At 37.3% G+C, this 20452-nt stretch carries 11 protein-coding genes; all 11 read right to left on the bottom strand.

From position 1 onward, the window contains the following. Positions 1-25: 25 nt before the first annotated feature. Positions 26-2698, bottom strand: coding sequence for a glycoside hydrolase family 3 N-terminal domain-containing protein (locus FFJ24_RS16095; RefSeq protein ID WP_138818178.1), 2673 nt, complete (start codon positions 2696-2698; stop codon positions 26-28). Positions 2699-2700: 2 nt separating this feature from the next. Continuing rightward, positions 2701-4125, bottom strand: coding sequence for an alpha-L-fucosidase (locus FFJ24_RS16100; RefSeq protein WP_138818179.1), 1425 nt, complete (start codon positions 4123-4125; stop codon positions 2701-2703). Positions 4126-4185: 60 nt separating this feature from the next. Then, positions 4186-5820: a SusD/RagB family nutrient-binding outer membrane lipoprotein gene (locus FFJ24_RS16105; RefSeq protein WP_138818180.1), complete on the bottom strand. Its 1635-nt coding sequence runs from the start codon at positions 5818-5820 to the stop codon at positions 4186-4188. Positions 5821-5840: 20 nt separating this feature from the next. After that, positions 5841-9269, bottom strand: a complete 3429-nt coding sequence (locus FFJ24_RS16110; RefSeq protein WP_138818181.1) for a SusC/RagA family TonB-linked outer membrane protein — start codon at positions 9267-9269, stop codon at positions 5841-5843. A gap of 119 nt (positions 9270-9388) precedes the next feature. Continuing rightward, on the bottom strand, positions 9389-10576 hold the full coding sequence (locus FFJ24_RS16115) for an ROK family protein (RefSeq protein ID WP_138818182.1): 1188 nt from the start codon (positions 10574-10576) through the stop codon (positions 9389-9391). 342 nt (positions 10577-10918) lie between these two features. Beyond that, positions 10919-12253 (bottom strand): cytochrome c, encoded by a 1335-nt coding sequence (locus tag FFJ24_RS16120; protein ID WP_138818183.1) that lies wholly within the window; start codon positions 12251-12253, stop codon positions 10919-10921. 1 nt (position 12254) lies between these two features. After that, the gene (locus FFJ24_RS16125; protein WP_138818184.1) at positions 12255-12833 is read right to left on the bottom strand and encodes a redoxin domain-containing protein; all 579 of its coding nucleotides are present in this window, start codon (positions 12831-12833) and stop codon (positions 12255-12257) included. Between the two features lie 58 nt (positions 12834-12891). Beyond that, on the bottom strand, positions 12892-14610 hold the full coding sequence (locus FFJ24_RS16130; RefSeq protein WP_138818185.1) for a SusD/RagB family nutrient-binding outer membrane lipoprotein: 1719 nt from the start codon (positions 14608-14610) through the stop codon (positions 12892-12894). 25 nt (positions 14611-14635) lie between these two features. Further along, positions 14636-17947: a SusC/RagA family TonB-linked outer membrane protein gene (locus FFJ24_RS16135; protein ID WP_210419381.1), complete on the bottom strand. Its 3312-nt coding sequence runs from the start codon at positions 17945-17947 to the stop codon at positions 14636-14638. A 355-nt stretch (positions 17948-18302) separates the two neighbouring features. Then, a complete protein-coding gene (lepB, locus tag FFJ24_RS16140; RefSeq protein WP_138818186.1) occupies positions 18303-19496 on the bottom strand; it encodes a signal peptidase I in 1194 nt (397 codons plus the stop codon). 133 nt (positions 19497-19629) lie between these two features. Continuing rightward, complete coding sequence (gene dapB, locus FFJ24_RS16145; protein WP_138818187.1) at positions 19630-20364, bottom strand: 4-hydroxy-tetrahydrodipicolinate reductase; 735 nt, start codon at positions 20362-20364, stop codon at positions 19630-19632. Positions 20365-20452: the final 88 nt, after the last annotated feature.

Raw genomic sequence — 20452 nt, forward strand, 5'->3', positions numbered from 1 at the left:
TTATACCCAACCATAGGAGATATTTTTAGGGCTTAACGGTTAAGTTATCTTTTAAATAAAGGGCCTTGCTTGATGATCCTATCATGATTCTATATTCTCCGGGCATTACTTCCCATACATTATTGATATCAAGTGTTTGCAACACCTCCTTATTCAGTTTAAATGAAATGAGCTTTGTTTCACCAACCTTTAAATGTATCCGCTGGAAAGCCCTCAGTGCAAGGACAGGTTGGGCCAATTTGCTTAACAAAGGTCTCATATACAGCTGCACCACTTCTTCACCATCGTAATTGCCAGTATTTTTAAGTTCGAAATTTACCATAACTGTTTCATTTTTAGCGATGCTTTTACGGCTAAACTTCAAATTTTGGTAAGAAAAGTTGGTATAACTTAATCCATATCCAAATGGAAAAAGTGGCTCGCCGCTTAAGTTGTTATAATCATCGCCTCTTCCGGTAGGTTTGTGGTTGTAAACCAAGGGTAGCTGCGATTCATCAATCGGATAAGTAATTGGAAGTTTACCTGATGGATTTGCTTTTCCGAGCAATACATCGGCAACGGCAGCTCCCCCTGCTTCACCAGGGTACCACACGTTTAAAACCGCGCTTACTTTATTTAACCAGGGTTGCATATTAATGGCACTTCCGCCGGTTAATACCACAACAATAGGCTTCCCGGTTTTTACGAGTTCTTCCAGTAACAACTCCTGGTTGCCGGGCAGCTTTAACATTGCCCGATCCAAAAATTCTCCTTCTTTTATACCTGCAACAAATACAATGGCATCATTATTCTTTGCCGCAGCCACTGCATCAGCTATTTCGCTTGATTTCCTGATATTATAGTCCCAGATCAGTTTGATCTTACCATTACCTTTGGGTTCAAAAAATTCAACCCTAATTGCATACTCCTTATTTTTTTCAAAATGAAAGGGAATTGTCCTGGTATTGAATGACTTTTTGTCCCAGTTATCGATCAGTAATTGGTTGTCAAGGTATAATCGGTAACCATCGTTACCTTCCAATCCGATATTAACATCTTCATTCTGCGGTACTTTAATTTTACCATCCCACCTTACAGAATAATCGTCCAGTTGGAGCTGCTCATCTGGTGGGTATAATGTCCAGCTGAAATTAACAACCTGATCATTTACTTCTTTAACAGGTTTTCCGGAGAAGTGAAGCCCTTTGTAATAGCTTCCTTTTAATCCTGCTTTTTGATCGGCAGAAAGAAATTGGCTGTCAATTGGAATATAAACTTGCGGCTCACGACTACTGCCTTTTAAGTAATTGACCTTAATGTCATTTGATACTGCATTTTTTAGTCCATCCCACATATTTAGCTTATTGTTTCCAGTACCGCTGTAGCCGCCTAACCTGGCTTCAACAGCATCTTCCCCGAGAAGTAAAATATGCTTTGCACTTTTTAACGGAAGCGTATTGTTTTCATTTTTTAGCAGCACAAAAGATTTTAAAGCAGCCTCTTTTGCCAGATGATGATTACTTTGATCGCTTAACATCTTTTCAGCAATACTTTCATCTACATAAGGATGCTCAAACAAACCTAACTCAAATTTCGCCCTTAAAACCCTGGTCAATGCATCATCTATTCTCGATTTGGGAATACTGCCATCCAAAAATGCTGGGAGAAAAAGTTTATAATGGTTATAATCTACCTGGAAGATGACATCGAGGCCAGCATTAATTGATTGTGCCGTTGCATCTTTATAATCTTTAGCCGTAAAATGTAATACATTGGCTCCTCCAACTGCGCCTGCATCAGAAATCACGAAGCCCTTAAAGCCCCATTCTGTTTTTAGTTTAGAGGTAAGCAGCCATTTATTGGAGGTTGCCGGAGTACCAAAAACACTGTTGTAGGAAGTCATTAATGAACGGATGCCTACATTTTTAACGCCATCTTTAAATGCAGGGAAGTGGATTTCTTCCAGAAAATGTCTGTCCGCTTCTATAGGATAACTATCGCGCCCACCATCGCCCACATTGGCAATAAAATGCTTTGGCGTAACAATAATATTCTGTCTTTCTATAGCATTCATGAAAGCATGGCCCAGAACGGTTGTTAGATAAGGATCTTCTCCATAGGTTTCTTCTACCCTGCCCCATCTTACGTCAGTAGCCATATTAATTACCGGCGCCAGAAGATCTCTTAAACCACGTGCCTTTGCTTCACTGGCAATAGCTGTACCGATTTTGGCTACCAAAGCAGTGTCAAAACTTGCCGCTAAACCAATTGATTGTGGAAAGGCCGTTGCCCCTTGCCTAACCAAACCATGTAAAGCTTCATCAAATGGAATGATTGGAATGCCCAAACGGGTTTCTTCAATGAAGTATTTTTGAATCTTATTAACCTTTTTAGCCAGAGAAAGTCCGTCTTCAGAGGTATTGTAGGTTAACATCTGTTGTGCATTGCCACTTCCCTGTGCAGCAGCACTTACCTGCAAACCAAAAATCCCATGCTTAAACTGGTTTTTATTTTGTTCGGTTACATCACCCGGAATCATGAACAACTGCCAGAATTTTTCTTCCGGAGTCATTCTCGAAATCAGGTCTTTTACCCTTAAACCGATACTTAATTTTGGATTTTTATAAGGCAAGGTTTGTTCTTTTTTAACCTGAGCAAAAAGGCTGCTGCATAAAAACAATGCGGGCAATAAGCATAGATATCTTCTCTGTTTTAGCATTACTAATTGGTTTCGGGTGTAAAAGAAAAAGTCAAGGCAATTTTCTCCTCGGTTTTTGGAAAATCAAAATGTACTTTGCCATCTATCAGCTTCCATTTTACTTTTTGCTTATTACTTAACAGGATAATAGAAGTCCCTTTTTTGGGGATGCTTCCCTGCCAGGAAATTTCTTTAGGCGCGTTACCATCCAGCAAACTGATTCCATAAATGGTTTTACCATCTTTACTTTGGGTAAACCAATTTTGCCCATCATGGTAGTTTTTGGTAATCCGTGTTCCGTAAATAGCTGTACCATTTTTTGAAGTCCACTGCCCAATTTCTTCTAATTTTTTAATCACATCGTCAGGCAGCATTCCATCTGCTTTTGGACCAACACCTAAAAGCAAACTCCCGCCTTTGGCAACAATTTCTACCAGTTTATGCACCACTTCACCTGCTGATTTATATTGATCGTTGGGTACGAAACCCCAGGCTCCGCCTAAAGTCATGCAGCTTTCCCATGGGTAATCCAATTGCTTTTCAGGGATTTTCTGCTCAGGAGTCTGGTAGTTTTCATACTGGCCATGTACCGTTCTATCCACCACAATTAAACCAGGTTGTGCTTTTCTGGCATCAGCTGCAATTTTAGGCATATCAATATCCTGGCTCCACTCCGGAATTGGAGCACCCCATGAGCGGACTTCTTCATTAACCGACGCCAAAGGCCTTACCCACCCCCCATCTAGCCATAAAATATCAATGCTTCCGTAATTTTTCATTAGCTCGCCAATCTGGTTCTGGGTATAGCTTTTAAACTTATTCCAACGCCACGGATTCATTCTGATGTCGTAATTGTTATTTCTATCTGCAGTGGCATATTTGTCCCACCAATAGTATTGCGAATGCCAATCAGGTTTAGAAAAATAAGCACCGATCATAAAGTTTTCTTTGCGGAATGCATCGAATACATATTTAGCAACATCTTTTCTAGGGTTGTTGGCAAACGGACCTTTTGCAATGCTGAAATCAGATTGTTTGGTATCAAACATCGCAAAACCATCGTGGTGTTTCGTGGTAAACACCAGGTATTTCATGCCTGCATCTTTACCTGCTTTTGCCCATTGTTCGGGGTTGAACTTTGTAGGGTTAAACTTTTCGCTCTGCCCCCAATACCATTTTTTATAATCTTCGTATTTGATGGTACTATCCCTCTCGATCCAGTCTTCAGAGCAGATGGACCAGGATTCGATAATTCCGGGTACCGCATATAAGCCCCAGTGAATGATCATTCCAAATTTTTTATCCTGCCAAGTATCGAGTTTTTGTTTAACAGCGTCATCTTTTGGCCATTCGTAAATCTCTGATTGAGGCATAATGTCGTTCTGCTGGGCAGAAGAACGATGTACAAACAGTATTAAACAGAAAAGAAAGTAAATTTTTATCTTCATTATCAGGGTATAAAATCCCGACCAAATGCTGGCCGGGAAATGAATAAATTTGATTTAGGATTATGGCATCCAATACACCTTTTTAGCAACTTGAACATTAGCGTCTACATTACCACCAATCGCATTCAAATTAGAAAGGTTGTTGGTTTTCTCATCGTCAGGATAAGGCAACCTATTATAAGTAACAGGGGTATAAGTGCCATCTTTAGGTGTCACCCCGGTACGTCTGACTGTACACCAAGTTTCTACTGCATTAAACATGCTTGCCAACCACGACTGAGTAATTATTTTCTGATAATTTCCGGCTACATCACCAGTTGTAAACTTAACAGCAGGATTACTGGTAAAAATATCTATCTGTGCCTGGGTAATTGGACCAGGTTTAGCAGCAGCAGGCCATATTGCGGTGGTATTGCTATTAACTGTAGTATACCAAAAGTTAACAGAGGCTTTCATCCCTTCATTATATTCTGTTTCGGCCAAAGCCTGATCAGCACCAACGCCTATACCTTGGTTATAAATTTCGGCCTTTAAGAAATGTACATCTGCTTCTGAAATAATTACATAAGGGAAACTCTGAAAATCACGCACGAGATAATAATTAAATGCAGCAAATTTATTACCAGGATCGGTACCCGGTGCTTTTGGACTATTGGTTGATTCATTAGGATAAGGTGTACCGCCATCTTGTACAGATCCATTTTGTGGTTGAGGCACCCACTTACCGGCATTATTTGGCATAAACCAGACTTTATAACGCGGATCAAAAAATCCGGAACCATCATCAGCATTGGTTGATGACATTTTAGCGAATACATTTGAACTCATCCTAATGTTTGAAACAGAGAGTTCGCGGAATGCATACCAATAGCGATCACCATAATCTGGAGAATTTGGGATAACCACTAAAGGAAAACTGCCGAAATTACTTTTGTATAAAGCTGTAAGATCTTGATCGTTAGGTAATGGGTAGGTAGATGGATTACCCAGAATTTCTGCAATGATGGCCTTCGCCTTGGTTTGCAGATTGGTTTTACTTAAACGAACAGCGTAACGCAATCTTAAAGCGTTTCCAAATTTTTTCCAAGCAACAAAATCGTTGGCCAAAAAAGATTCATAGGTCCCTATTGAGCTTTGGTTCTGTCCACCAACACCTTCAACAGCAGCTTTTAGATCATCTAGTACACTATTATAAATACTTTCTTCTTTATCATACTTTGGCTTATAGTTTGCTGAGCCTTCGGTAGCAACAGCAGCCTGGCTATATGGTATATCTCCATAGCGATCTAACATCGATAAAGTTTTTTGGCTCATCAGGATAGTTGCCATATACTTTACATCATTATAAATACCTGGGTTGGGGGCAGCACTAACAAGCTTTAAAAGTTGTTTATAATCGGCCAGATCCTGGTAGTAATTACGCCAAAAAGTAGTGATATAATTAATGTATGGCAAGTTTTTATTCTGAACACCCTGCTGATTGGTAATAGGCATAAACAGACCGGCATAGATCGTATAATCTTCTTCTGTTGCGCGTTTTGCCAAATTATTAAAAAAGCCTGCAGGTGTTGCCGTAGAAACAGTTGCATCTTTATAGGGCTTATTTAATTCTTCGAAACCTTTTTTACACGATGCCACACCAATGACAAGCGAGAGGCCAAGTATACTATGGATTACTTTATGTTGAATTTTCATGTGATTAATGCTTTAAATGATTAAAATGAAGATCTGATAGTAAAACCAAATGATCTTGTTTTTGGCAGAGATCCATATTCTATACCCTGCATATTACCAATGCTGTTTACACCTTCAGGATTTAAACCTTTAGGGATAGTGGTAAAGATGTAAAACAGGTCTCTTCCAACCAATGAAAGTGATAAGTTTTGGATAACCTTGGTTTTTTGGATAAACTTAGCTGGCACTTGATAAGTTAAAGCTACTTCCCTTAATTTCATCCAGGAATTTTTGAATACCGATGCAGAACGTGGTACACCAAGGTGATTCCAGGCTGAGAAAGTGCCTTGATAATACCATTGATAGTTTACCACATCCGTGTTAGGCGTACCATTTGTAAAAACTCCACCAAAATTAACTCCGGTATTCGCCGTGGTTCCATCTGGATACACTAAAGGTAAACCTCCCCCATTACGCTCTTTTAAGGTCTCTACTAAGTTTCCACTACCCATACCTGCAGCATAGGAACCAAAAAAGGTATCGCCTCCAATTTTAGCATCAGCCAATACATATAATGAAAAAGCCTTATACTTAAAGGTGTTTGTAATACCACCGGTTAACATTGGTTGAGAATTACCAATTGGCACTTCATCCTGCGTTAATACCCATTGCGTACCCGCGTAATAAGTTTTTCCATCAACGGTATACTGCAAAGGCAAATCGTCCGTGCCAGTAGCCCGTTTTACAACTTTTTGGCCATTAAGATAGGTAAAATCTTTTCCATAAAGTGTTCCGTAATAATCACCAACTTTTACCCTTTGGGTAATACCACTGCCACCAAAAAAGTTTCCAAGTGTTAAGGTTTCAACGCCATCCTGTAATTCCAATACTTTAGTTTTAGCATGCGCTCCACTTATAGATACATCCCAGCTAAAATCTTTCGTTTTTATTGGAGAACCACTAATAATAAACTCAAAACCGGTATTACCCAACGATCCTGTATTAATTTTCACATTGTTAAAGCCCGATGATAAGGCCAATGGATTATCCAAAATCTGGTTAAAGCTTTTCATGGTGTAACCTGTTAAATCTATATTTAATCTGTTTTTAAATAGACCTAAATTGATACCAGCTTCGAACGATCTGCTTTTTTGTGGCTTTACACCTTCAAATTTTAATGTGCCCGGTAAACTTTGTGCCTGCTGCCCATTATTTGTGGTTACATCCAAAAGATTAAAAATAGAGTATGGGTCGGTATCTGATCCTGTTTCTGCATAAGAGAGTTTCAACTTTCCGAAACTTAACCATGGCAAACTATTCTGCAACCCCTTAATTCCATCCGTAAATACATAACTCAAATTAGTTGCAGGGTAAAAGTAGGAGTTTGAGCCATTTGCCAATGTACTCGACCAGTCGTTACGGGCTGTAGCTTCTAAAAACAAATAATTCTTGTAAGAAAGGTTTAAAAAACTGTATGCAGAATTTATCTTTTTGGTGTATTTTGTTTCCTCTGGCTGTGGAACCGGGTTTGAACCATTATTTAAAGCAAAAACAAATGGTTTTACTAAACTTCCATCAGTGCGGTTACTCGAAATATAATCATTACGATAATAGCTTTCTACTCCAGCGGTTAAGCTTGCATTAATTTCTTTGCCAAAAAGATTGTCTTTATGCAAACGAGCGAAAGCTTGTAGGTTGGTAGACAGATTCTTGGCTTGTGCCAACTTATAAGCACCGTTTGCCTGCCCTAAAACATCAGTAGGATAATTTTTTACAGTAGTTACATCGTTCGAATTATCTACTCCTCCTTGTGCGGTTACATTTAAGAAGTCTGTTAAATCAGCCATTACCTTCATCCCCCCGGTAAGTCCATTACGATTAAAAAGCGTGTTATTGTTATTAATATTCCAATACTGGTTAGCTAAATAACTTCCGCTGTAAGGATAAGCTGGTGAACCCGCAGGGAAATTACCTGGGGTAAGTACATCTTTACGCGAATTATTTGGACCATAAGTATTGTCAAAATCTACGTAAGGATTATAATCTCTTGGCATGGAATAAATTACTCCACCTAAATAGCCCGAACCAACAGTAGGGGCATTTAAACGGGTAAAGTTTACATAACTTGCGGTTACTTCTGCACTTACTTTTTTAGAAACCTTAAGTGTAGAGCCTAAGTTAAAAACGTTCGATTGGATATTACTATTTAAAATATTGGCTTTAGTATCATTTCGGGTATAGGAAATACGCCCAGTAGCATTGTCATTGCCACCAGAAATGGCTACATTATGGCTTACCACAGAACCATCAGGAAAAAATGCTTTCCAATTATCTGGCTGAGCCGAATAAGGCCTTAAAACCCCATCATAATTCAATATGGGTAGATTATCAAATCTGGGCCCCCAAGATTGACTACCGGGATAACTGAAATAGGCATCTGTTGCTTTTCCATTTGGATAAGGAACCGTACCAAAAGAATTACTTAAATATTCACCCTGTGCTGTATTCCCATTACCAATTTGATATCTTTGTCCGGCACCATTAATTGGGAACATTTTACTGTTATCTGCAGTTAACATGGAAGCTACACCGCCTTGCCCATATTCATTTTGAAAATTTTGTATTTCGTAAGGATCTGTATGTCGGTAAGAATAATTATAATCGATACCAAGTCCTGGGCGGTTACTCCCTTTTTTGCGTGTAATTAAAATAACACCATTACCTCCCCTTGCACCATATAAGGCCGCAGCAGCTGGTCCTTTTAATACCGTAATGCTTTCTATATCATCCTGGTTAATAAAGTTCATACCTGTACCCCAATCGTTATTTGAGGAAACATCGGCTCCTGTATTACCGGCAACAGATGAAGTGTTATTGCCGTTTACATTGGCTGGATCATTATTTATGGCGACACCATCTACAATAATAAGCGCCCTGTTATCACCTGTTAACGAGGTATTTCCACGGACAACAATCCTTGATGAACCTCCTTCTACCCCACCTCCTGATTGTGAAATCTGTAAACCAGCCACTTTACCCATTAAACCCTGTGCTATAGTGGGCGCCTGGCCAATTGTTAAATCTTTTCCGGATACTTCCTGCGTAGAGTAGCCAAGCGCTCTTTTTTCCTTTTTAATTCCAAATGCTGTAGTAACCTGAACTTCCTCCAAACTATTAGCAGAAGACTCTAGTTTAACATTTACAACGGAAGATGTTCCTACTGTAATTTCTTTTGAAGTGTAGCCAATAGACCTGAAAACAAGGATATTTCCATCTGCTGCAGAAATAGAGAATTTACCGCCTGCATCTGTCTGGGTAACTTTAGCTGTGCCCTTAATGGAGACACTGACGCCCGGCAGTGGGCCAGATGCTTCCACCACCGTACCGGTAATGGTTTTTTGTGCAAATGCGGTAATTGTTAAAAAACTCAATAACAACACACTTAAGCACTTTAAGTACATTTTTTTCATAATTTATTTAGGTTTAGATTAGTTAAGGTGGTTCACTATTTGGTTTAATAACTTTTCTTTATTTCTTCATATATTTCTCCTATTAGTTAAAATTTAATTTGCTTTATTATTAAGTTAAACTATTCAAATAAACTATTTTCTACCATCAAGCTAGCTGCTGCCAATAGTTCGGCCTCGTCGGTTAATGTAGATAACTTAATTTCCGTCTGTTCAGCTACTCTCGGTATACAAAATTCGTTAATAGCCTGTTGTATGGGAGGGAGCAGCATTTTTCCTGCTTTTGCACCACGACCACTTAATACAATCCGTTCAGGATTCATAATATGGATTAAAGTGGCTAATCCTTTACCAATCTGAAATGCGGCATCAGCCAATATAGAAATGGCTACAGGATCTTGTTTTACAACTGCATTCAAAAAATGATCTACATGGCTTTTACTTTTGTCATTAAAAAGGGCTTTCAAACTCGTTTCTTCTCCATTTTTTACCGCCGCTTCTGCTTTTTGAACCATCACCAAAAGTGACGTTTCAACTTCAAGGCAACCTCGCTTACCACAAGAGCATAAGGCATTTGAATTAGATAAAGGGATATGGCTAAATTCGCCCGCATAACCACTACTACCCCTGTATAATTTGCCATTAATAATCATACCCAAACCTGTACCCCAGCCAATATTTACTACAAGTACATCTTTTAAATTTCTTGCTTCACCAAAGTTTAATTCAGCTAAGGCGATTAAGCTCGAATCGTTATCTATATAAACTGGTAAACTTAATTTTTTAGCGAGATAATCTTGCAGGCTTATATCGTTTTCAATTTGCATAAAGGAATAGTTTATTCCCTTATCTGCATTCACAAAACCCGGCATACCAATACCAATTCCCAATAAATTTTCTTTATCGATTGTTGATTTCTTGATACAGCGATCAATGAATTCAATTAAAGTATCTGCACTTTTACGCTCGGTCATATCTAAATCAATCACCTGTGTGGGCAAAACCTGATGATTAGATAAATCATATATGGTTAACTGACTGGTTAACTGATCCATGGCTACGGCTATGATGTACCTCTTATAATCGGGGTTTAATAAAAAATTTAAAGGGCGACGGCCTCCGGTAGATGGAGCGAGTCCTTGCTCAATAATTAAACCATCTTCTATTAAAGCATTTACAGTAGACGTGATTAGAGGCAGGCTCTTTTTAATACGTTTACTTAAATCGGTGAGAGATGATTTTTTTTTATAATAAAGCAGCTTAATGATGTCGGCCCTTAATCGTTGTGCTTTCTTAGTAGTTGCTGACATTTTTGATTGGTTTAAATAAATTTACAAAAAAAAGAAAAGAAAATCAATCTTTTTAAAAAAATTAAAAAGATTAGTAAAAATTGACTTATTTACTACTATACTTTGCAAATAAATCAATTTGATGGGTAGAAAATTGTAATTTTTAATACGATTAAAATAAAAACAATGCAAAAAATTGATAGCTAATTAGAAATACCACAGAATGCATCCTATAAATTTCTATTAACAAACTCCTCAGCTTTAATAAGAAAATGCATTATGCTTATATCAATTGAGAAAAAAGATATTTTATTTATACAGGCTATTTTAAGCAATGAAGCTATTGTCAGTTGCAGCTTCCTTCTAATTATTTTTTTGGCTTTCCAAAATATCAAGGCTTTTATTTTCATCACCCTCTTCATATTTTAGAAATATCAGCAACATGGTGAGCATTTCGTCCGTAGATTTCATGTCGTTGGCAGAAAATACCATTTTTGGAGGATTATTTGGATTATTTGGATTATCCTTTGTATTATCGTATGTACCTTCTATGGTCAGTACTGATCCTTTAGGAACTTTAATTAACTTATTAAATCTATAAATCTCTTGCCATCTAAAATCCCAGGCGGGAATGGATATCAGTTTAATAGTATCACCTGCAGCCGTAACAGCATAAGATTTAAAGCTCTTACCCAACAAATGCATATGTGGCCATACATACAACAAAGATTGATCCTGAGGAGTTAAAATTTTAAGATTGAATTTTTTTACAGAATCAGCTTGGATCATAAAATAGGGATCGATAGAGCTCTCGCCTACTCCCCCAGAACCTAAACTAACTACATTTACGACACGTTTAACTGGTGTATCTTTAAAGAAGAAATTTATACCCGAAATATCCTCTTCGGTTTTGCCAATGGGTGCGTAATGTATGGTAAGCAAAACAACACCACGTTTTGGCATTACCCATCCTAAATCGGCAGGATATGATTCGAATGAAGTACCAGGTATCCAACCACCATAGTAAGTCATTTCTTTTTTAAAGGGCAGGTATTGATCGTAATTTATTCTTGATTCGTCAGTTAAATTTACAAAATCAGCACCTTGTTTAATATCTATATCATCAGGAACCGGATGTATGGCAAAATTTGCATGATGGATATTTTTTTTGTTGGTTGAAATAAATTCTATAGCTGCTACATTTTTAGCTGAAGCCATTTCGAAAGGAATTTTAAAAACAATAAACCGCTCCTCATTATCTCCCTTCACCTCAAATGCTTTATTAACTTTCAGCGTAATATCAGGTTTTCTGTTATACTGCGTACCCGAAATAAATTGCGTATTAACTGGCTCTTTGTTTTTTTCCATTCCTTCGGGAACTTTATTGTCTATCCAGCTGATAATTGTTTTCTTTTCCTGATTGGTTAACGAACGATCATTTGCAAACATGCGGTAATGGTTATCGGGTTTCCATGGCGGCATAAATCCCGATTCAACTACATCTCTGATAAATGAAACCCTTTTGGCAACATCAGCATAGGTTAGCAACGAAAAAGGTCCTGCCTCACCCGGACGATGGCAAGGTGCACATTTAGTTCGGATTATTGGAGCGATATGTTCATAGTAGGTAATTTTCTGTCCATAAGAACTTCCAAAAGCACAACAAAGTATAATTATTGTAAAGAGTTTATTAAGCATATTAAAGATCATTTATGAGACAGCCTAATGGTATCGTCTCTAAATATTTATAGGTTGCCGTATTTATTCCATGAAGTGCATCATCCAAATAATGATCGGTGATGACCTTCCTTTTTACCCCTAATTTGGCCTGCCAATTATCTATTAAGCCTCTATACCTTACATTGCCATTTTTATCTATCACAACTGTTTCTGGTGTAACTTTAGCTTTTAAGATTTTTGTAAAGATTTTATTCTTATCCAAGTAGATGTCAAAACCGGCATTGTACTTTTCAGCAAATTGCTTTATGTCCTGTAGCGTGTAACTTTTCCCTGGTACAATACCAACAATATTTACCTGGGGATACTTTTTACACAAATCATTTAAAACAAGTATATAGTTTTTACAAAGCGGGCACTCTGGTGAAATAAATACAAATGCAGTATTTTTTTTCAGTGCAACTGTCGCTTTACTTTTAACATTAATTAGATTACTGGCACTAATTTGTGTCCAAAGTAATCTGTTGGGCAAAATACCTTGGCCAAGTACATTTGTAAACGGAAAAAGAAAAATTAATGTAATGACTTTAGCTAATTTCATAATACAAAAGAACTCCTAAATTACATTAGGAGTTCCATTAATTTACATAAAGATATTTTTATTTTTTATCCCACCAAACTCTGCCGGTAATATCTGTAGATCCGACTCCAAAATCTGGATCTGCCTGCATTATTTTGTAAGCATCAACAATATTTTGATAGTTTAAATTTGTTGGTGCCGGGAATGGCAAACTCGCTCTTCTTGGTATAACTTGTTCTGTTCCACTAGCCATTATTTTTTCTAATTTTAACACGGTTGTAGAATTAGGCATTCCAGTTCTTTTATACAAAGACCAAGCTTCGTTTGGCTGTTTAAAGAAATTTATATACGCCTGACTAATAATCTGGTCTAGTCCTCTTGCCGGATCATATTTAATATCAGCTTTAGCCATATAATCAGGAATCTCAGTAGCAGTTAAAGCCACGTAACTTAATGCATTCAATCTATCAACAATCTGAGCTTTATTGGCCATATCATCATAAAAAGATATCGATGCAGCTACCCCTTTATTGTACCAGTCTTCAGCAGATTCTGTCGTTATATTTCTTGCTGCTAATTCCGCTCTCATGAAACAAACATCAGCGTACGTAATTAAAGGAAATGCATTAATCCCCTTTGAACCATTTTCTCCAGCTGCCCATAATCTTGGTTGAATAAACGATAAAGAATCCATGGTTTGATTTACCGTTTGACCTGTAGAATTAACTACTGAGATACTAATATTATTAAAGAAATTTGCAAATGAAGCACTGGATGAAGCGTCAGGGCTAGAAGGCACACCATAAAATCTTCTGGCATCAAAAACAGCAGTAGATGGAACTTTATTTTGTGCCTTAGCAAGGTTAAAATTAGTTTGAGTAAAGGAATTTTCCTGATAGAAGAAACGAATTCTAGGATCAGCATTGGTGTACATGAAATCTACCGTTTGTTTTGGTGCGCGTAAATTTTGAGGTGACCAATCTCCACCATCTGCAAAGTTAGCTCCTGCCCTAAAAACCCAACTGTCGCTAGCGCTATTAATTAAGCCACCCGGTGCTGAAAGTATATCCAAAATTTTAGTTCTCATTTTGGCAGGATCTCTTTTCATTAATCGCATAGCCATACGCAAACGCGTAGAGTTTGCAACTTTAATCCAATTGGCTACAACCCCTTGATAGAATAAATCATTTGTTCCCAAAGAAGTTTGAGGTACTGGTTGAGTAGCTGATAATATGGTTACCGAATTTTTTAATTGTGTATCCAATAAATCAAACAATGCTTCTTGCGTAGTATACTTAGGCGTAACTGTACCTCCATATCTAAACATAAATGCATCTGTATAGGCTATACTTCCACTTACATCAGAAACATAAAAGGCATAATAGGCTTTAACAATACGGCCTATTTCTAATTGATATACTCTTTTTGCTTGTTCTTCAGCAGACATCTTTTTAATTAACTGCTCCATATCAGTTAAGTTGCCACCAACTTTAGGATAAAAATTACCGTATCTTACGTTTCTAAAGTTTGCAGCATCAGCGATAAAGGTAGTACTGTTACCAGCCAATGGGGTTAGCATTTGCATCCAGGGCATAATTGCTCTAAAATTATCATAATAGTATTCAAATCTATCGCCATGCATATTTACGGTAGAATTCATAAATTGCTGTTCGGGCGTGATTACTTCTAATAGAGCGGGGTTTGTATTCAGTTCTACAAACTGATCTTTTTTACATGATGATATTGAAATCCCAATTAATGCGGTTAGCAGAAGGGTTATCTTATTTGTCGTTTTCATTTTTAATTGCTTTAAATGTTAATAATTATAGCGCCGCTCTTACCGAAAAAGCAAATGTGCGAATGTAAGGCATCCCTCCATATTCGGCAAAAGAACCAGCACTATTACTAAATAAACCTTCTGGATTTAAATGATCGGGCAAACTATTATAGATATACATTAAATTTCTTGCGGTAACACCTACGTTAACCTGCTTAAAATTAATTTTATCAGTGAATTTTTTAGGCAACGTATAACCTAGAGATACCTCTCTTAAAGCTACCCAGCTATTTTCGAATGTAGAATACTCTCTTATACCGGTAGACCATTGCGTTAATCGTGCATAATATATACGGGCACTAACCGGCTGTATTAACCCTTTATCAACGGCTTGTTGAAAAGTTAAACCTGTTACATTAACATTATTGATGACAGTTCCTTTAGCAAATACACCTTCAGGGATGATACCATCATTGGCTATAACATTTCCAGAGGCGTCTTTTCTTGGCAAACCGCCAAACTCAGCCGAACGACCAAACAAGGTACTTTCAAAAGCGCCAAAATTTGAACCGTACTGATGTGTAGCTGAAGCTAGTAATCCACCAACTTTAGCATCAATCTGGAAACCTAAGTTAAAGTTCTTATAACGGATATTATTGATGGAGCTTGCATTAAATTTCTCCATCATACTCCCTAAATTTTTATTCCCTTGTCCAACATCACTACTTCTGTAATAGCTACCATTAGCTTTTAAAAGTTTTTGTCCATTATTAGGATCATCAATCTTATTACCATTAGCATCAGTTGCCTGATATGTTGCATACCCATAACCAGTGTAAATACTACCATATTCTTGTCCAGCAATTGCAACTGATGCCATATCAGCACCAAAAGCATTACTTAATGTATAAGATTCTACACCTGGTGCTAATGAAATAATCTTATTTCTGTTTCTTGCAAAGTTAATTGTTGAATTCCACTCTAAGTTTTTAGTCTTGATTGGTGTTCCTGTTAACAAAATCTCAATACCTTGATTTTGAATATTACCAGCATTAAACAACCTCTTCCGAACGCCAGATTCGGCTGGTAATTCTAAAGAAAGAATCTGATTTGTTGTATTCTTTTTGTAAAAAGAGAAATCAATACCTAAGCGATCTTTAAAAAATCTCAATTCTGTACCTAATTCAAATTCTTTAGTTAATTCATTTTTAAGGTTATCATTGCCTAACACGTAATCTTCATAACCGTATCTCGGCACTTGTTGTCCTTTTTCGTTTGTAAATAAATCTATAACCTTATATCTACCAGCGCTGGTAACATAAGGTGAAGTACCCATACCTGTGTAACCAAAATTGGCTCTTAATTTACCATAAGAAAGAAAATCAAAGGCTGGTTTATTTTTTAATGATTCTGAAAATACATATGCTAATCCAACAGAAGGATAATTATAACTATAATCGCCGGTTCCATTTGGATAAGTTAATGTAGAAGACCAATCATTTCTAACACTAAAATTTAATGTCAGCATATTTTTATACGTTAAATCACCAAAGCCATATAAAGCATCTGTTCTCTGACTTCCATCAAGCCTGGTATCGGTAATTGGCGTATTTACTGAATTAGACACAAAGAATTTACCAGGGTCCCGTAAACCTCCGTCTGTTCTTGTACGGGTATAATTATTTCCAAAATCTTTAGCTGTTTCAGCACCAAGACTCATATTAAAATCAAAGTCTTGGCCAAATTTTGTATTCCCGTTTAATAGAAATTGTAATCTGCTACTTCTTTGACTTGATTGCATCAAAGCATATTCGCCACCAGTAAAACCAACACCATCACCAATATTTTTGGTCTCTCCATTCGTATTCACCTGATTTAAATTTCCTCTTACCAATGCATTTAACCAAGGTGCGATATTCGCTTTTACATCTATGTTACCTCTAAAAACGTTTTCACGCTGGTTAACTTTTTTCTGATTGATGTTCCACCACAAATATGCCATACCGTATGGATTATCAGCATTCGATAATATCCCACCGTTAACTGGGTCGATATATTTATCTTTCCAATATTTTGTATCGTAGCTTCTTGGATTTCCATATACTAATGCGAATAGCGGATTATCTGAATTACTTTGACTAATTGGATTTAAGCTATTACTAATTGTGTAATTAACACCTGCGTTAATTTCGAATATCTTCCCGATTTTTTGCGATCCCCTGAAATCTAATGCATCACGATCAAATTTATTATTTGGAAGAATACCAGTACTGTATAATTTCGAATAAGATAACCTAAATGTTCCATTCTCATTTCCACCTTGAAACGCCAAGTTTGAGTTACTATAATTCCCCAACTTGTACGCATCTAATAAATTGTTTGGTTGTGCATTCCAGGTGATCATTCTTCCATCAATATCTTTTACAGTGCTGCCATCGAACCGAGGACCAAAACTCCAAAAATAATTGGCTGCATCTACTATTGGGGTGCCTGAGGGATCTTTTGCAAATGTAGGATTGATACCTGCGCCAAATTCATTCTGTACATCCATTGTTTTGTATGCTTCTTCAATCGTTTGGGTGTGCGAAAAGGAAATTCCTAAACCTTGCCCACCTTTACCTTTCTTAGATGTAATTAACAATACTCCGTTTTGTGCCCTGGAACCATAAAGGGAGCTTGCTGCAGCACCTTTCAAAACAGTGATACTTTCATAATCATCTGCATTAAGGTTTTTCATAATATTACCAAAATCCTGTGGCGAGTTACCATAAGAATCTGCTCCTGTAACGCCAGGCTGAATAAGCACCCCATCAATAACAACCAATGGCTGGGTATTTGGACTTAAAGAGGAGTTACCCCTGATTCTGATTCTTGATGACGACTGTGGTCCTCCTGAACCTTGATTGATCATTACACCGGCCACTTTACCTTGCAATGCATTTACAATGTTCTGTTCGTTAGCCCTAACTAAATCCTCGCCTTTTACTTCTTGAATAGAGTAACTCAGCTTTCTGGTTTGTTGTTTGACACCAAAGCCTGTGGTTACGGTAACTTCTTCCAGAGATTTCGAATCTTCTTTTAAAGAAATATTGAAATTTTTATTGCTGCCAACCGGTACTTCTTGACGCAAGAAACCTACGGCAGAGAAAATAAGTGTTTCGTTACTGGATGCGCTGATGCTAAATTTACCATTTCCATCAGTTTGTGTGGCTTTTTGAGTGCCTTTTACAGAAACATTCGCTCCTGGCAGCGGCCCGGTTGAATCCTTTACGGTTCCCGTAATAGTTTGTGCATGAGCTGCAATTGCAAGAAACGTAAGCAAAAGCACACTCAAACATTTAAAGTACATTTTCTTCATGTTTAAAAGATTAGTTAAGTAAAATTGTTTGGGTTTGTTGGTTTTTGAATTTTGAACGATTTAAGATTATATAATAAGATTAGGTAGCATAAATAATTTTCGATTCTTATGGTACTAAATCGATTTAAAACGCAATAAGGTCATTTAAAGTGATTTCCGCTTGATAAGTATTGCTATAATACCAGATGGTTACATTGGATAATGGGATTCATAAATTATTGGTGTTTGATTAGTTATAACAAACTTAATAAAAAAACACAAAACCACATTATTCTTTTTAATTTTTTTAAAAAGGTAGTTTTGACAAAAAAAAAGCCTGCATAAAGCAAGCTTTTTCTAAAAAATATTGTCTCAATTAATGAATTCCCATAAACAATCTGCTCCATCTTATTTTGTGCAAGAAAGAAGCAGTACTATCCCAGCTCATCCAAACAAATAAAGCTTTACCTACAATATGATCTTCTGGCACAAAACCCCAATAGCGTGAATCAGCCGAATTGTGGCGGTTATCGCCCATCATCCAATAGTAGTCCATTTTAAAGGTATAAGAAGTAGCTGGTTTATCATTAATGTACCAAACCCCGGCCTTTTGTTCTACTTTGTTTCCTTCGTAAGTTCTGATCGCCCTGTAATACAGCGGCATTGTATTGCTGTCTATGTTTACGGTCCATCCTTTTGAAGGGATTTTAATCGGTCCGAAATTATCCCTGTTCCAAACTCTGTTTGGATCGTTTGGAAAAACACCACCCGGAACGGCTCCGGCTGGATCGGGACTTAACGTCACTGACTTTACAAAATCAAAAGTTTTCAGTTTTTCTGCAATTTCCGGCGAAGCATCTAAGATGTAGGTATTGGTAGCCACTGCCGGTGCACCGCCTAAATTTAAATTAAATTCATCAAGTGCTGCATAATTAAAGTCCATGGTTTTAAACTCGATGCGGTATGGCATCATACCTGTATTTTTTAAAGGCTCATTTTTGCCATTTACACTGGCAACACCATTGCTCATCGAAATCAAGTCACCCGGAATACCAATACATCTTTTAATAAAGTTCTCGCGTTTATCTACCGGACGATCTATTATGGTATAGGTGCTCCTCACCTGTTGGCGGCCCATACCACGTACCAAAGCGTAATAACTTTCTGCCTGGTTTTCTACTGCAACCGTATCTCCTTCAGGAAAGTTAAATACCACTACATCGTTTCTTTTAATTTTAGATAAACCTGGTAAACGGTGATATTTCCACTGCACACCATCCCAATAAGCTTTGGTGGACGTGGTTAAAGGCATTGTATGGTGAGCGAAAGGAAAAGCAACCGGGGTCATCGGGATACGCGCACCGTAATTAACTTTACTCACAAAAAGGAAATCGCCGATAAGTAACGATCTCTCCATCGAACCAGACGGAATGGTATAGGCCTCGATAAAAAATACACGGATGATGGTTGCAGCCACTACTGCAAAAACAATTGCATCAACCCATTCGCGGGTTTTAGTTTTCTTCTTCTTTGGGGCATCTTTTTTTCGTTGCCAGAATTTATAATTCATATATCTTATTTTTGGTTTCGCGATTTATTTTAATCGACTACCTGTTATCTGTAATCCTTTAGTGTGATTTCACTGATTGAGTGATTTCACAGATTATATTGTGCTTTGGTCTTTCAGCTTTAGGCTTTAGACTTTATTCAAAAATATCAGTAATGCTGAAAAATCCTTTTTTATCTTTCAACCATTCTGCCGCTACAACTGCACCTAAAGCAAAACCAGCTCTATTATGGGCAGTGTGTTTAATTTCTATTTCATCCACTTCGCTACTGTAAATTACAGTGTGTGTACCCGGAATATTTTCTATCCTGTGCGATTCTATCAACAATTGTTCTGCTTTCGGAAACAATTCAACATCAGTTCCTACCACTTCGTTTAGCCACTCTTGTTTTCTATCCAGGTTATCCACAATCCCTTCTGCAAGCGTAATGGCTGTACCACTTGGTGCATCCAGTTTTTGTGTATGGTGTATTTCTTCAACCTGAACTTCGTAAGCCGGATAGTTATTCATCAGCTTCGCTAAAGTTTGATTAAGCTTAAAGAATAAATTTACACCAATGCTAAAGTTAGACCCATAAAGCAATGTATTGTTACTGTTGCTGCAATCGTTTTTTACTTCCTGGAGTTTGCCATACCAACCTGTTGTACCCACTACTATTGGCACATTGGCATCAAAACAGGCATCAATATTTTTTAAAACCGAATCAGGCGTACTAAAATCGATAGCCACATCAGCTGATTTTAAATTTTGCCTGGTTAAATCTTCCTGATTATCGATCGTTATTTTCAAAACAATTTCGTGGCCACGTTCCACCGCAAATTTTTCGATAATCTGCCCCATTTTACCATATCCTAAAAGCGCAATTTTCATCTTTATGTTTATTTTCTGTTTATATCCTTATTTCTTACCCTATCCCTAACCGTTAATTGGCAAATCATCACAATTTCAAATTTAGTCT

Origin of the sequence: Pedobacter sp. KBS0701 (assembly GCF_005938645.2) — a bacterium.
Taxonomy (GTDB): Bacteria; Bacteroidota; Bacteroidia; order Sphingobacteriales; family Sphingobacteriaceae; genus Pedobacter.

What these genes read in the sequence shown, in the direction of transcription:
- lepB (WP_138818186.1), bottom strand. Translation starts at nt 19,496, where the DNA reads ATGAATTATAAATTCTGGCAACGAAAAAAAGATGCCCCAAAGAAGAAG.
- FFJ24_RS16100 (WP_138818179.1), bottom strand. Translation starts at nt 4,125, where the DNA reads ATGAAGATAAAAATTTACTTTCTTTTCTGTTTAATACTGTTTGTACAT.
- FFJ24_RS16115 (WP_138818182.1), bottom strand. Translation starts at nt 10,576, where the DNA reads ATGTCAGCAACTACTAAGAAAGCACAACGATTAAGGGCCGACATCATT.
- FFJ24_RS16130 (WP_138818185.1), bottom strand. Translation starts at nt 14,610, where the DNA reads ATGAAAACGACAAATAAGATAACCCTTCTGCTAACCGCATTAATTGGG.
- FFJ24_RS16135 (WP_210419381.1), bottom strand. Translation starts at nt 17,947, where the DNA reads ATGAAGAAAATGTACTTTAAATGTTTGAGTGTGCTTTTGCTTACGTTT.
- FFJ24_RS16120 (WP_138818183.1), bottom strand. Translation starts at nt 12,253, where the DNA reads ATGCTTAATAAACTCTTTACAATAATTATACTTTGTTGTGCTTTTGGA.
- FFJ24_RS16125 (WP_138818184.1), bottom strand. Translation starts at nt 12,833, where the DNA reads ATGAAATTAGCTAAAGTCATTACATTAATTTTTCTTTTTCCGTTTACA.
- FFJ24_RS16105 (WP_138818180.1), bottom strand. Translation starts at nt 5,820, where the DNA reads ATGAAAATTCAACATAAAGTAATCCATAGTATACTTGGCCTCTCGCTT.
- FFJ24_RS16095 (WP_138818178.1), bottom strand. Translation starts at nt 2,698, where the DNA reads ATGCTAAAACAGAGAAGATATCTATGCTTATTGCCCGCATTGTTTTTA.
- FFJ24_RS16110 (WP_138818181.1), bottom strand. Translation starts at nt 9,269, where the DNA reads ATGAAAAAAATGTACTTAAAGTGCTTAAGTGTGTTGTTATTGAGTTTT.
- dapB (WP_138818187.1), bottom strand. Translation starts at nt 20,364, where the DNA reads ATGAAAATTGCGCTTTTAGGATATGGTAAAATGGGGCAGATTATCGAA.